Annotated in this window: 12 protein-coding genes; 7 read left to right on the top strand and 5 right to left on the bottom strand. The window is 42.2% G+C overall.

Annotated elements, in window-relative coordinates:
- Nucleotides 1-107: 107 nt before the first annotated feature.
- Nucleotides 108-1,055 (bottom strand): NAD-dependent epimerase/dehydratase family protein, encoded by a 948-nt coding sequence (locus tag G1O98_RS10825; protein ID WP_163928795.1) that lies wholly within the window; start codon nt 1,053-1,055, stop codon nt 108-110.
- A gap of 571 nt (nt 1,056-1,626) precedes the next feature.
- Between G1O98_RS10825 and G1O98_RS10820 the strand changes: the two genes are divergently transcribed.
- Nucleotides 1,627-2,124, top strand: coding sequence for a quercetin 2,3-dioxygenase (locus G1O98_RS10820; protein ID WP_163928794.1), 498 nt, complete (start codon nt 1,627-1,629; stop codon nt 2,122-2,124).
- Between the two features lie 93 nt (nt 2,125-2,217).
- Here G1O98_RS10820 and G1O98_RS10815 read toward each other — a convergent pair whose 3' ends face one another.
- Nucleotides 2,218-2,601: a hypothetical protein gene (locus G1O98_RS10815; protein ID WP_163928793.1), complete on the bottom strand. Its 384-nt coding sequence runs from the start codon at nt 2,599-2,601 to the stop codon at nt 2,218-2,220.
- 305 nt (nt 2,602-2,906) lie between these two features.
- On the opposite strand from G1O98_RS10815, the gene G1O98_RS10810 reads away from it, so the two are divergent.
- The 5 genes from G1O98_RS10810 (at nt 2,907) to G1O98_RS10790 (ending at nt 9,229) form a co-directional block, all read left to right on the top strand.
- Entirely contained in the window at nt 2,907-4,889 is a 1,983-nt protein-coding gene (locus tag G1O98_RS10810; protein WP_163928792.1) for an amylo-alpha-1,6-glucosidase, read from the top strand.
- 137 nt (nt 4,890-5,026) lie between these two features.
- Complete coding sequence (locus G1O98_RS10805; RefSeq protein ID WP_163928791.1) at nt 5,027-6,028, top strand: glutathione S-transferase family protein; 1,002 nt, start codon at nt 5,027-5,029, stop codon at nt 6,026-6,028.
- Nucleotides 6,029-6,062: 34 nt separating this feature from the next.
- Nucleotides 6,063-6,518 (top strand): VOC family protein, encoded by a 456-nt coding sequence (locus tag G1O98_RS10800; protein WP_163928790.1) that lies wholly within the window; start codon nt 6,063-6,065, stop codon nt 6,516-6,518.
- Between the two features lie 137 nt (nt 6,519-6,655).
- The gene (locus G1O98_RS10795; RefSeq protein ID WP_163928789.1) at nt 6,656-7,309 is read left to right on the top strand and encodes a glutathione S-transferase family protein; all 654 of its coding nucleotides are present in this window, start codon (nt 6,656-6,658) and stop codon (nt 7,307-7,309) included.
- Between the two features lie 486 nt (nt 7,310-7,795).
- Nucleotides 7,796-9,229 (top strand): HAMP domain-containing sensor histidine kinase, encoded by a 1,434-nt coding sequence (locus G1O98_RS10790; protein ID WP_163928788.1) that lies wholly within the window; start codon nt 7,796-7,798, stop codon nt 9,227-9,229.
- 17 nt (nt 9,230-9,246) lie between these two features.
- On the opposite strand, the gene G1O98_RS10785 is transcribed toward G1O98_RS10790, so the two are convergent.
- The 3 genes from G1O98_RS10785 to G1O98_RS10775 form a co-directional block, all read right to left on the bottom strand.
- Entirely contained in the window at nt 9,247-9,474 is a 228-nt protein-coding gene (locus G1O98_RS10785) for a hypothetical protein (protein WP_163928787.1), read from the bottom strand.
- A 19-nt stretch (nt 9,475-9,493) separates the two neighbouring features.
- Nucleotides 9,494-11,776, bottom strand: coding sequence for a heavy metal translocating P-type ATPase (locus G1O98_RS10780; RefSeq protein ID WP_163928786.1), 2,283 nt, complete (start codon nt 11,774-11,776; stop codon nt 9,494-9,496).
- A 119-nt stretch (nt 11,777-11,895) separates the two neighbouring features.
- The gene (locus G1O98_RS10775; RefSeq protein ID WP_114084902.1) at nt 11,896-12,090 is read right to left on the bottom strand and encodes a heavy-metal-associated domain-containing protein; all 195 of its coding nucleotides are present in this window, start codon (nt 12,088-12,090) and stop codon (nt 11,896-11,898) included.
- Nucleotides 12,091-12,479: 389 nt separating this feature from the next.
- On the opposite strand from G1O98_RS10775, the gene G1O98_RS10770 reads away from it, so the two are divergent.
- Nucleotides 12,480-13,919: an RtcB family protein gene (locus G1O98_RS10770; RefSeq protein ID WP_163928785.1), complete on the top strand. Its 1,440-nt coding sequence runs from the start codon at nt 12,480-12,482 to the stop codon at nt 13,917-13,919.
- Nucleotides 13,920-15,070: the final 1,151 nt, after the last annotated feature.

Here is a 15,070-nt window from a genome sequence, read left to right as displayed (position 1 = left end):
TTTAGATCCCCCTAACCCCTTTTAAAAGGGTTGGGGGATATTTTGTGCATAAGTTTTAAAGGAGAATAACCAATGCCCAATGTCCAATTCCCAATGCCCCATACCCTTTAATACAACGACTTAATCCACTGCCATTCCTGCGTTAAACCCTCTCTTAGAGAGACTTGTGGCTGATATCCCAGAATTTTCTGCGCTTTAGATACATCAGCAGCAGTGTGGCGTGCATCTCCCATCGCTTTTTCTATGTGGTTTCTTTTGATGGGTTTGCCAACGATTTCTTCAATCGTATCTAAGACTTCTGCTAAAACCACCCTGCTACCACCACCGATATTAAAAATTTCTCCCACTGCTTGGGGTGTGGAAGCAGCCGCTAAATTGGCCGCCACTATATCACCAACAAATGTAAACTCCCGCGTTTGCTGTCCATCGCCGTAAATAGGAATCGCCTCATCCTGCAAAATGGATTTAAAGAACTTATGAAATGCCATATCTGGGCGTTGTTTAGGCCCATAGACTGTGAAATAGCGCAATGATACAGATGGCACACCAAAGTTTTTGTGATACAGTCTGCACAAAGTTTCAGCCGCTAGCTTAGTAATGCCATAAGGAGAAACAGGTTCAGGGCAAATTCCTTCGTGAGTGGGTAAAGTTTCTGCATCACCATATACACTTGACGAAGAAGCAAACACTAATCTTTTCAAGTGTTTTGCATCTTTAGCCGCTTCTAGCAAAACTTGCGTAGCATTAATATTTCGTTCTGTGTAACCTCGAAAAGCCTTACCCCAGCTTGCCCTGACACCTGCTTGTGCTGCTTGATGGTAAACGACATCAACATCTTTTAAGAGTTCCTGCCAATCTAAAAACTGAATATCTGCTTCAATTAATGTAAGATTAGGTGAGCTATGTAAGTGTGCAACATTCTTACGCTTTAACATAGGATCGTAATAATCATTGAATTCATCAATCCCAATGACTTCTTCCCCTTGTTGTAGCAAGATGTCTACGAGGTGAGAACCAATAAAGCCTGCTGCTCCAGTAACGATAATTTTAGCCATGTTAGCTATTTTTTGCTATTTTCATAAATTTCTATATTCACAGGTTAGTACTTGTAATCAATAATCGTCATTACTTAAGCTTGATTTTTAATCAATTATTGTACTGTTTTAAACACAAGTATTACTTAAATAAATATACTTATAATCTAATTAATTCAAGTATATTTGTTTGGTTATTGTATGACAAAATTGACTAAGCAAATATACTAGTTGACAGAATTTAATCTTGAGAATAAAAGCAGTTGAAATTCCAATCACGAAATGGTCTTAAAATCCAATACGGTTCAGTTAGCGATAAAAACCTTAAGCTGCGTAGGTTTGGTTGAGGAACGAAACCCAACATTACCACCTTATTTATGTTGGGTTGCACTTTGCTTAACCCAACCTTGTATCTTAGAAATAGTAGTAGACCATCCCAACCTTGGTCATTATAGACCGTTTTGTAGCATGGGTTACTACAACAATATTCTAGACAGAACTTGAACAGTCGCCGGGGTCAAAGCTTTAAAGACTGAAAAATTAGATTTTTATGAGAAATTTGTAATAGAAAACATCTCAAAAGGGAATAACTATGACAGTCAATCTACAAGGAATATTACAGCAACCGGGACAAGGTTCTTCATACTGGGTGCTTGGGGATTTGTATACTTTTAAGGCAGTGGGTGAAGAAACTGGTCAAGCTTATGCTCTAGTTGAGATTACCGTTCAACCACAAAACGGTACACCTCCCCACATTCATAGTCACGAAGACGAAGCTTTTTATATTCAAGAGGGAGAATTGGAATTTCAGCTTGATGAGCAAATTATCTTAGCAACTCCTGGAACTTTTTTCCACTCTCCCAAAGGTCAACTCCACAGGTTTTCAAATATTGGTGCAAAGCCAGCAAAATTACTTTGTTGGTTCACACCAGCAGGGTTAGAGAAGTTTTTTATGGAAGTAGGTGTGCCAGCCTCAGAGAGAATGCAATTACCTAGCGTTAGTCCCGCAGATATGGAAAAAGCATTGGCTGCTGCTTCTAAATATGGTCTTAAAATTATTCCGCCCTCTGCTGTCTCTTCGCAGATATAAGCTAATATAACTACAAGCGATCGCAGTTAGACACCAAACAACAGTGCGAGAAAGTCTCAGAGGAGCGATCGCTAACGAACCTAATCAACATTTCTATTGGAGCGTTTCAATATGAAAACGCTTAAATGCTCTAGCTGCTTCTGGAATTAGCTCAATGTACCAATGCCCATTTGTTTCATCTGCAAACCAACTAATTATTGCAAGTGCTGGTTGCCCAAATTCATCATCTTTTACTCCAAAGAATTGGCTGAACTTTCCACCTAAATGACCAATTTGGCCAGAAGAGTCACCATCATATCCCGCCGCTTCAGATAACTCCCAAGTGCGTAATCTGCGATTGTCTTTCATAAAGTAACAATGCTGATACAACTTATTCAAGATAGCTTGGTGTCCCGGAGTCAATCCTTTATAAATTGAGTGGAATGCCTCTAAATATTTTTCTTCTGAAGGAATATAACGTTCAACATCTTTCAACACTCTATTCTTCCTCTTTTGATTAGAAAATTCGCTGACAATGAGTAAAATATTATAGTTTGCCCTCCCTACTTCCTTGAGGGTGGGTGCTTCTGCAATAACCTTAAAGAATCGTTTAGAGGCATTTTAGCTTCTACTTGCAGAAATGTCTTACCAAGGATACCTGTATTTAATATTACCCGGAGAAATGTATTTTATTTAACCGCGATCGCCAGTTAAGATTTTAGAACTCTTAATACCATTCTCAGCACACTAGAGGATTCATAATCCATAATCCAAATATTGATCCCAAGGAAAAGTGTTGACTTATGTGTATAGAATTTGGGCGGGAAATCTGCGGCAATCTTGACACGGCAGAGTCACGGGAATGGTTAGTTACTAACGGTATTGGTGGTTACGCTTCTGGAACTGTGGCTGGTTTATTGACGCGCCGCTATCACGGACTATTGGTAGCAGCATTGAAACCACCTTTAGGTCGTACCTTACTGCTAGCAAAACTAGATGAAACTATCCTGTATGACAATCGCTCTTATTCTCTAGATACCAATCGTTGGGCTGATGGGACTGTCAGCCCTCACGGTTATCAAAATATTGAACGTTTTTCTCTGGAAGGTACAATTCCCTTATGGCGTTTTGCTGTTGCCGATGCCTTGTTAGAAAAACGTGTGTGGATGCAACAAGGTGTTAACACAACTTATGTCCAATATACTTTGCGTCGTGCCACGCAACCTCTGAAGTTGACGCTCAAAGCAATGGTCAACTACCGCGATTATCACAGTGACACCCAAAGCAATGGCTGGAAGATGTCTATTGAGGAAGTCGAACAAGGGATTTGTGTAACTGCCTATCCGGGTGCTGTACCAATGTATTTACTGAGTGATGGTGGTGGTAGATCTGTCGCCGACAATTGGTATTATGGCTTTGAATTGGCTGTTGAGCGCTATCGGGGATTGAGAGATAAAGAAGACCATCTCCACGCTGCGACTTTTGAAGTTACACTAAATCCTGGGGAAGCGATCGCATTTATAGCCAGTACAGAAAAGCAAGCAAATCTCAATGCCGAGGCTGCACTTAAGTTACGTCGCGCTCAAGAGCAGAAGCTAACTGGAATTTGGAAAACTAATCAACCCCTCAAGACCAAGGAATCGCCTATCTGGATCAAGCAACTAATACTAGCTGCTGACCAGTTTATTGTTGACCGTCCAATGCCAGAAGACCCCTACGGTAAAACTATCATCGCTGGTTATCACTGGTTTAGCGACTGGGGACGCGACACGATGATTAGTCTACCTGGTTTGACAATTTCCACTGGTCGTCCAGAGGTAGCACGCTCAATTCTTCGCACCTTTGCCAGATACGTAGACCAGGGAATGTTGCCAAATCGCTTTCCTGATGCGGGCGATCAACCAGAATATAATACAGTCGATGCCACTCTCTGGTACTTTGAAGCAGTCCGCGCCTACTACAGTGCTACAGATGATGATACTTTGCTTGGTGAACTCTTTCCCATACTTGCAGACATCATTGATTGGCACTGTCGCGGTACACGCTACAACATCCATCTCGATGCAGCCGATGGCTTACTTTATGCAGGCGTTGCAGGTGTACAACTGACCTGGATGGATGCCAAAGTTGATGATTGGGTAGTTACGCCCCGAATTGGCAAACCGATTGAAGTTAATGCCCTCTGGTATAATGCTTTACGGACAATGGCAAAGTTTGCCCGTCACCTTGGTAAACCACACCAAGAATATGAGGCAATGGCAGACCGGGCGAAGTATAGATTTTCTCGCTTCTGGAATGAAGAGGCAGGTTATTGCTATGACGTTCTAGACAGTCCTGATGGTGATGATGCAGCATTGCGACCTAACCAAATATTTGCTGTTTCGCTACCAGAAAGCCCGTTAACACTTGCCCAGCAGAAGAGTGTAGTGGAAGTTTGCGGGCGATCGCTGCTGACTTCTCATGGATTGCGATCGCTAGCGCCCGACCATCCTCAACATCAGGGTAAATACGGTGGTAATCAGTATCAACGTGATGGCGCTTATCATCAGGGGACAGTTTGGGGTTGGTTATTGGGACCGTTCGTTCTAGCACACCTGCGCGTCTACAAAAATCCTGAGCAGGCTCGTCAATTTTTGGAACCAATAGCTAATCATCTCACTGCACATGGTCTTGGTAGTCTCAGCGAAATTTTTGATGGTGATGCCCCGATGACTCCACGGGGATGTATTGCCCAAGCGTGGACAGTGGCAGAGGTTTTACGCGCTTGGTTTGCAACAGAGAGTTGATGCAGGGAATCTCTGGCTCTGCAAAGTCGATTTTGTCAAGAATTTTTAAGAAATTAACATCCTTCAGAAAAGGAAAGACGTAATGCTGAAGTAATCCTCAGAAGTTTATAGACACGCCCTAGTGTTAGGAGGAAATTATGCCGTCAGGAATGATGAGCAAAGGCGAATGGACAACTGATAGGACAAAATCAGATCCTAGCGGTAAGTTCAATGAAACGCCGACAACGTTTCGCGATCGCATAACCGCCGATGGTTCTAGTGGGTTTAAGGTAGAAGCAGGACGCTATCACCTCTACGTTTCCTTGGCTTGTCCGTGGGCACATCGCACTTTAATTATGCGAGAACTCAAAGGTTTGAATGATGCCATCTCAGTCTCTATCGTTGATCCAATTATGAGCGACAAGGGATGGATGTTTTCTGAAGCACCGGGAGCTATTCCTGACTGGGTGAATCACACTCAATATTTGCAAGAGATTTATCTGAAAGCCGATCCCAAATACACAGGACGAGTTACTGTTCCGGTGTTGTGGGATAAGCAAACTCAAACAATCATCAATAACGAATCTCGCGAAATCATGCGGATGTTTGATGTAGAGTTTGGGGAATTGGCAACACAAAAAATAGACTTATACCCACGCGACCTACAGCATAAGATTGATGAAACGATCGATGCAATCTATCTGCCAATCAATGTTGGTGTATATCGTGCTGGTTTTGCGACTTCGCAAGCAGCCTATGAAGATGCGGTGACAGAACTTTTCGAGAGTTTAGATCGATGGGAAGCCATTCTGAGCCAGCAACGGTATTTATGTGGCAATCAACTCACCGAAGCCGATATTTGTATGTTTGTAACTCTGTATCGGTTCGATTCAGTATATTACGGTCATTTTAAGTGCAATTTGCGGCGAATTATTGACTATCCAAATCTCTGGAATTATCTACTAGACCTATATCAGCGTCAGCCATTCAAAGCGACTTGCAATCTAGACTGTACCAAGCGCGGCTATTACATGAGCATGACTGATATTAATCCAAATCGAATTGTGCCGAAGGGGCCGCTCGTTGATTTTGACCAACAGCACGATCGCGATCGCTTCACTAAAGCGTCTCGTAGAGAAGTTATCGCTCTTTATTCATAGAAAAGAAATTGCACAATCTAATTGGAGTAACACCATGAGCCTTATATCAGGTATCCACCATGTTGCAGTGGTGACAGCAAATATAGACCGCTTTATCGACTTCTATACTGATGTATTCGAGATGCCAGTAATCTTTCAAGAGACGACTCCAGCCTTTCGTCACGCACTTCTGCTAGCTGGATCGCAGAGTGTGCTTCACGCAGCAGAGATGCCTAATAATATTCATAGTTCTGGATTGCCGGATATGTTTGGACGAGGACACATCGACCACTTAGCTTTGAATGCTCCAACCGAATCAGCATTCCAGATTATCCGCCGCAAACTCATAGATCGAGGTGTGAGTGATGGCGCGATCACCGATCTTGGCCCAGTACTTAACTTATCATTTTCCGATCCTGATGGTATGCATATCGAAGTTTGCCTCATCGTCGATACTTCACTCCAGGGTTTTCACCAACCGCGGCCATATCTAGAGAGTATCAACCAATAGGTTGAAGTTAGCGTTAGTCTCCTTCGGTCGATCTCGTCTGCTTATTTTCAACTTGCGATCGCATTCAAAGAAAATAATCATGATTTATCATATTTTGATCGCTGTCAATTGTTTTGCCCAATATAAAGAGTGTCTCTATGACTGAAATCGAAATTTACAGTGCAGCTTTGTGTCCCTTCGCACACCGATTGCGCTTAACTCTGACCGAAAAAGGCGTTTCTTTTGAAATCGTCGAAATCGACTTGCAAAACAAACCCGCCAACTTTCTAGAAATCTCTCCCTATGGCAAGGTGCCTGTCCTCAAGCATGGTGATGTTCGGGTGTGGGAATCTAGCATTATTAATGAGTATCTGGATGAAATATTTCCCGAACCTCCTCTGTTACCTAAAGAGCCAATTCAGCGTGCCCATGCGCGGATTTGGATTAACTTTGCTGATACCCAATTGTTCGCTGCTTCTGGCAAATTGTTACACAGCCAAGATCCTCAACAGCAGGCAGGGTTGTTAAAAGAGCTAGCCGAACACTTGCTATTTATCGAACGTGAGGCATTGCACAAATTGTCAGATAGCGCTCCCTACTGGCTTGGGTCGGAGATTAGTCTAGTCGATCTGACTTATTATCCTTGGTTCGAGCAGCTAAATGTATTGGAGTATTTTCTAGGCTTCCAATTACCACCGGGACTAGATCGGCTCAAAAAATGGTGGGCAGCCGTAGCAAATCGTGAATCCGTGCGCTCGATCGCCAATCCTCCTAAGTTTTATATCGAACATTACGCTCGATTTGCTCAATGAGAGTAATTAGACACTAACCGTTCTCTTAAATATCATATACAGTAATCCGCATTCTTTGAATCCAAAGTTTACCAAGGATCAAGAACCAAAATAGAGAAAGATAAAGACGCGATCTCTCTAACAATAACAACATCCAGATATCATTCTCTCTCGCACTCATTAAAAAGGCTTATTGTTACCAAAATTTGCTTTGTTACCATTTTGAGGATTAAAAATATTAAGGTAATTCTCAGCAAAAATTAATTTAATTAGTAGTAAATGCATTTAGACTATTATTAGGCAAGAATTCGTGGATTTGAAGAGGGCGATAAAATAAAAATATTTAGCAATCTTTTTGGAATAGCTACACTTTTAACTGTATGTATGCAACAGAGGTAACTTCAAATCAGCTATAACTAAAGATGTAGCAGTTAAGAGTAACTTTATATTTAGCAGTCTGATTTTATTTTTCAAACTTTATTAAGCACCTAAAATGCAACCGAAACAGTGAAGCAAATCATAAAATTTGGGATAAATATAGACCCATTTTCCTTACAATCACGCCTCACAGTTGGTATTGCATCATTTTCAGCTTTGGTATTAGGTAGCCTCGCTACATGGACTAGTTGGAAAATGCAGCAAATCTTAGTTGATAGTCATAAGTATAATATAGAACAAATCGCCAAGCGTTTGCCGCAAGATGTGCAAATTTATAGTGAAATGATGCAACCGAAAACTGGGTTGCAAAAGGCTATTAATAACTTGGCAAATACCAACATCTTATTATGGTTGAAAAGTCCTGATAATAAAATTTTAGTAAAATCTGCCACTTTAGATTTGGTATCCGATACTAAAGTAGCTGAGTTAATGTCCTTGACTAAGATGCCGATTAAACCACAAGTTTACAAATTAAACGAAAGCTATTTTGTTTTATGTGGTAGTTCTGTACAAGTTCAAGATAAGTTACTTGGTGAGTTATTTGTAGTCAAAGATATTACCCGCGAACAGAAAATGTTTCTGGGAATGGTGCAGAGTTTAACTATTATTAGTGTTTTGGCAATTTTTATTTTAACTGCTGCGATCGCATTTTACATCCAGCGTTCTCTGCAACCTCTACGTCAGCTAAATCAAATGGCTTCTGTCATTTCGGCTGAAGATTTAGGTCAATCGCAGCTATCGGTTGAAAATGCACCCAGCGAAGTTAAAGAATTAGCTCAAACTTTAACTATGCTCTTATCGCGCCTCTCTCAATCTTGGAAGCAAGAACGAGAATTTGTGAGTAATGTTTCTCATGAATTACGCACACCTTTAACTATTGTACATGGTTACTTGCAAAGCGTCTTACGAAGGCAAAATAATTTAACACAAACCCAACAAGAAGCTTTGGAAACTGCGGCATCGGAAGCTGAACGCACTATTCGTCTGCTACAAGATTTACTTGATTTAGCACGAGCTGATAATGGTTACTTATATTTTCAAATGAAATCTTATGTGCTAAATGACTTGGTTGAAGAAGTGGTGATGATGGCAAAAAAATATAGCGATCGCATAATTAAAATCGAGTCAAAAGTTGATCAAATTGAGGTGAAAGTAGACTACAGTCGCCTCAAACAAGTATTATTGAATTTGATTGATAATGCCATTAAGTATTCTGAAGCTGATACACCTATAGCTTTTAAATTAAATCAACTTGAAGATCGGGCAATTATTGAAGTTTGCGATCGAGGCTATGGAATTCCTTTGCAACAGCAAGCACGGATATTTGAAAGATTTTACCGCGTAGATGAATCCCGCTCTCATACTACTGGGGGTTGTGGTTTGGGTTTATCTATTGTCAAGACACTTGTAGAAGGTATGGGGGGTAGTGTCAGTGTGCAATCAAAGTTAGGGGAAGGGAGTACATTTACAATCAGTTTACCGACATATAGCAGTGCTATCTGAATTTTTAAAACATCCTCTCAAGAATCAGGACTTTTATAGAGAAGGAACCACCACAACTCTAGTCCAATCAAGGTTAAACCAGCGATCGCAACACCAACTTTCAAACCCAAAGGTTGCTCTATGTGGTTAAATTGACTGTTTTGCTCTGACGAGTGGGCTGGCATTTCTGCTAATGTTGCACTTGGTGTTCCGGTGAGAAGCACTAAAGCTATAAGGCTTCCCCAAAGCATTTTTTTACTGAACATTTTCTAAATTAACCTGCAATTATGAGTTAGCTTTTGGTTGAAAGTTACGCAATCTGAGGGCATTGCTAACAACAGATAGCGAAGAAAGAGCCATCGCAGCCCCAGCGATAATTGGATTGAGTAACCAACCAAATATTGGGAACAAAATTCCAGCCGCAATGGGAATACCAATGACGTTGTAAATAAAGGCAAAGAAGAGATTTTGCTTGATATTGTTGATGGTGGCATGGCTAAGTTGAATTGCTGTGACAATTCCTTGCAAATCTCCAGAAATGAGGGTGATATCGCTAGCTGCGATCGCAACATCTGTTCCCGTACCAATAGCAATTCCCACATCAGCCTGTGCTAGGGCTGGCGCATCATTTATACCATCGCCCACCATCGCCACAATTTTAGATTTTGAATTGGGGGATTTCTCTATCTCCCCTTGTAGAGATTGGATAATCGCCGCCTTTTGATCTGGACGCACTTCGGCAAATATTCGCTCAATGCCAACTTCCCCTGCGATCGCATCAGCCGTTTTACGATTGTCTCCGGTGAGCATTACTACTTCTAAACCTAACTTCTGTAAGGCTTTCACCACTGCTGCTGATGAAGGTTTCAGGGCATCGGCAATACCCATTATTCCTTGTAGTTCGCCATCTACAGCAATCAAAATGACTGTTTTACCAGCAGCTTCCCAGGCATCTTTATACTGCTGGAGACTCATAGTGTTAATTCCAAGTTCTGTTAACCAGCGTTGTGTACCAATTTGCACAAGCTGATTTGAAACAACTCCTTGGACACCACTACCTGCATTAGCCTGAAAATTCTTTACCTCTGTTAAACTCACCTCTTGAGACTGGGCGTATTTCACCACCGCTTCAGCTAAAGGATGCTCAGAATTCCGTTCCACTGTTGCTGCTAACTGTAAAAGCTTGATTTCATTACCATTAGCTGTACCGTTAACAGTCACAAAGTCTGTAACCGTGGGTTTACCCTGAGTCAAAGTGCCAGTTTTATCTAGAACGATGGTTTGAATTTTGTGTGCTAGTTCTAAGCTGTCCGCACCCTTAATCAAGATGCCATTTTCTGCACCTTTGCCCGTCCCCACCATTACAGAAGTGGGAGTGGCTAAACCCAAAGCACAAGGACAAGCGATAATCAGTACACCCACCGTTGTCATTGTTGCCAGGGTAAGGTTGCCCGTGAAATTAAACCAAATGACGAAAGTGGCGATCGCAACGGCAATCACAGCTGGTACAAACCATCCTGTAACTTGATCTGCCAAGCGTTGAATTGGTGCTTTAGAACCTTGGGCTTGTTGCACCAGTTTGACGATTTGAGCCAAAAACGTATCATTTCCGACTCGTGTCACCCGAAACTGAAACGCACCTGCACCGTTAATCGTCGCCCCAATCACCTCATCTCCTGGCTGCTTTTTGACTGGCAAACTTTCACCAGTCACCATCGCTTCATCTACTGTCGAAGCACCTGCAATCACCTCGCCATCGACTGGAATCTTTTCACCAGGACGTACCAAAATCACATCGTTGATTCTAACTTCGGCGATGGGAACATCAATTTCCACACCATCACGGATAACTCTGGCATCTCTGGCTTGCAATCCGATCAGTTTACGGATGGCTTCAGAAGTTTGTCCCCTAGCGCGATTTTCCAATAACCGCCCCAGCAAAATTAAGGTAATAACAATGGCTGCAACTTCATAATAAACATGAGGTATCAAGCCCTGAACAATAAAAAATTTCGGGAAAACAGTCACAAACAAAGAATATATATACGCTGCACTTGTACCCAAAGCAATCAGCGTGTCCATTGTCGCCGTATGGCGCTTGAGGCTTTTCCAGCCATTGCGGTAAAAAGATCCACCACACCAGAAAATGACAGGTGTTGTCAGGACTAACTGTACCCAAGGATTTTGCAAGAAACTGGGAATTAAGGGGAAGTTTAGCCCAGTCATCATGGGCAACGACCCCAAAAAGAGGAAAATGCTGATTACACCTCCCACAATTACCTTGAGGAAAAGTTCGCGTTGTAATGCTTGCCTACTCGCAATCTCTGCATCATCTTCTTCAGAGAGCAATTCTTCTTGGAGTGAGTCAGAAGAGTATCCCGCAGCTGCGATCGCAGTTTGAATTTTCTCTAAACTTGCTAGAGAGCGATCGTACCTGATGGCGGCTTGTTCTGCTCCAAAGTTAACGTTGCAGTCAATCACTCCAGGAACAGAGCGAATTGCCTTTTCGATGTTGTTGGCGCAACCAGCGCAACTCATGCCTCGAAGTTTGAGTGTGAGAGTATCCATATTGGGGATTGGGGATTGGGGACTAGTGACTGGGGATTAGGGACTGGGGATTAGGGCTTGAGAATTAGGGAACAGTTTTCCCAGTACCCAATACCTAGTACCCATTCCCCAGTCCCCGTTTAAGCAACTGGATAGCCAGCAGCAGCCAACGCTTCCTTAATTTCTGTTTCTGATGCTTGAGTTTCTACACTGACAAGCTTGGTTGTTGGATCAGCCTGAACGCTAGCATTAGCATCGACTGCCTGAAGTGTTTTGGTGATGGTGCTTGCACAAACAGAACAAGACATATTGGGAACTGTGAGTTGGAGAGTCATAGATTTACGGGATAAAAATGAACAACCTAGCCAAACCAAGTTGGATGACTGAGGGATAATCGTCAACAATCAGAAATTTCTGGTTGAGAGTCCCCTTGAATTCATACTAGACTCTCTAGTCGGCTGGAGAGTCTAGAGAATTTTAAAAGTTTTTTGCTAAAGTTCAAATTCATTTACAGATGTAGTATATAAAATGCAAAGAATACAAAATACTACAAAACACTTGTTTTTCAATGCAAGTGTGTGTTATCAAAGCTATATAACCTGTTGTTTTCCCCACAATTCTGGGAAAATAACCCTCCGCACCACTTGAGACGCGGCTGCTGAACCCAAGTCTCCTACTCTCTTCACAACCAAGAGTCTTTTTTAAGGCTCAATTTGGAGTTTTCATGCAGCCAAAAAATTTAAAACGTCTCCTGCGTGCTTTAGAGCGGCAGGGTTTGGATGTAACTTACAACAATCGCACTTATTCTGTCCGTTTAGTTAATTCTCCTGATGCCCCTGTAGCAGAAGTACTACTGCCAGAAGGCTTCCCCGTAGAAGCTAAGGCACTGAAGCAGCTAGCGAATTTGGCAAGTGTCCGCCACCCATCTGGTGGATGCGTTTGTCGTGCCTGTGCTACCCCTGACTTTCACCCAGGTGATGCGGGTGTTGCCATTGGTTCAATTGTGGAAACTGTGGGTCAGGTTATCCCTGGCGCTGTCGGTTCTGACATCAATTGTGGAATGCGCCTGCACGTTGCTGATTTGACAATCGACGAATTCATGGCAAAGCGCGACCAATTCGTCGAAAAGATGAAGGGGGATTACTTCTTTGGTACGCGTGATGTGACAATGACTGCTGAGGCAATGCGATCGCTATTTCAATACGGAATTCCCGGCTGGCTGGATGCCATGCTAGATCGGCCTACGGGGAGTGTAATCAAATCAGATTTGCAGCAACTTGCCCAAGAGAGCGAACGCATCTTCTTAGGTGGTTCAATGGATGGTGACTGGAAACTTGCACCTGAAGAATTGGTTCCCGATAGTGGAATGGTACGCGATGGCGGACTGGCAACCATTGGCGGCGGCAATCATTTTGTAGAAGTGCAGCGAGTTGATAAAGTCGAAAATCGCCCACTTGCCCACGCTTGGGGAGTGCGCGAGGGACAACTGGCTTTTATGATTCACTCTGGTTCTCGAAACGTGGGTAAGTATATCGGGGGGATGTGGCGAGATAAAGCTAAGGCGACTTGGCAAAAAGGTCTGAAGTACCCTGATTCTCAGATTTTTCCTCTCTCTACCCATTCTCACCCCGAATTAGTCGCCAGTTACCTGCAAGCTGAGGCAACTGCTGCTAACTATGCTTTTATTAATCGCCTGCTATTAGCAGAACTGCTACGTCTGCGTTTGCGAGAAGTATATAAAGATGTGGAAGCACCTCTAATTTATGACTTGCCGCATAATATCACTTTGCCAGAAGGTAAAGGATGGGTAACACGCAAGGGCGCTTGTCCCGCCCATACAGGGCAACCAGTGATTATCCCTGGTTCAATGGGTGCTTATTCCTATCTGATGGTGGGTAAAGGCAATCCAGCCTTTTGTAATTCGGCCTCACACGGGGCGGGAAGAATTCGTTCTCGCTTCGACCTCAATCGCAAAGGTGCATCTCAAAATGAGGCAGAACTGGGATTAACTGGGATAGACTGCATTACCTTGCGTGAAGAACGCCGCATTGAAGAAGCACCAGCCGCCTACAAACCCATTCAGTCTGTAATTGATGTGCAGGTTGAGGCAGAAATGGTGGACGTTGTGGCGCGATTGAGTCCGGTATTGACGTTTAAAGCGTAGCCTCTAAATAAAAAGCCCCTGGTCAACCCAGGGGTATCCATCTTTATTCCCTAATATTAGAATCGCATCTGTGAAACTATTATAAATCCGTACCAATGCAATTAACGCATAAGATTGATGATTATTTTGCAATAAGTTAGATGGATTTACCCAGTGTCATCAATGCTACGGTGTACACACAAGTTAGATCCAGTTTTAGTTTTATCCCAAGCGTATTGGGATAAGCCAGAAAGCCCTCAATACGGTTCGGATAAGCATTTTTCACTTTCCTTGTGGTCTGGGTAAAGGGTAAGGGTTAAAGGGGCAAGGATGTATTCAAAACCTTTTCCCTTTCCCCTTTAACCGAACCGTATTGAGAAAGCCCTCATACTGATACGTTAGAGAGACGCGATAAATCGCCGTCCTGAGAGAGAATGTACTCGTCAATTATTCCTTGACAGACCACTACCGTAGCTGTTTCGGAGAAAGGAATGGAAGTGGGGTAAAAAGTCATGCTACAAAACAAGAAATCAATACTTTATGTATTTTTATTTTTTCGTATGAAACTATCATACGTAGCCTGCCTCCGTAGGGGTACGCTATCGGCATCGCTTCTTTCTCTTCACTCGATCAGAAAATAGGTTTAGCTCAGTGCTAAACCTATAGATTTAGTGCTTAAGTAGACATTTCAGATTAATTTAGACTGACTTTTCTAGCAGTTCATCTTCCTATAGACTGTATCCAAATTTCTTGAAGACTTGTACATAATAAAAGGCTTGGTTAAACCAAGCCTCTATATATACCAAGCATTTACTACACCAAGATTAATTTAGACTGACTCTTACTTTAGTTCATCTTCCTATAGACTGTATCCAAATATTCTGAAATCTGATAGCACACTTCCTGGTTACTTGTAAAAAAGAGGTTTGGCTGTGAACCAAACCTCAATAATTGCTGTGCTTAACAACGTACAAAATTAATTTAGTTCTACTCTGTACTACAGTTCATCATCCTAGAGGATGTGTATAAATATTCAGAAATTTGGTATTTCATAACTTGGTAAAAATCTTAACTAATTTTTTGAAAAAATACAAAAAAAATCTACCTAAAGTTAATCCTGTTTAAAAATTTCTGGATTAGGCTAAAGACTCTAATCATCAAGGTAGATTATG

The organism is Nostoc sp. UIC 10630 (genome assembly GCF_010747425.1).
Taxonomy (GTDB): Bacteria; Cyanobacteriota; Cyanobacteriia; order Cyanobacteriales; family Nostocaceae; genus Nostoc.
Note: the sequence above shows the minus strand (reverse complement) of the source record. Positions and strands in the feature narration are given on the sequence as shown.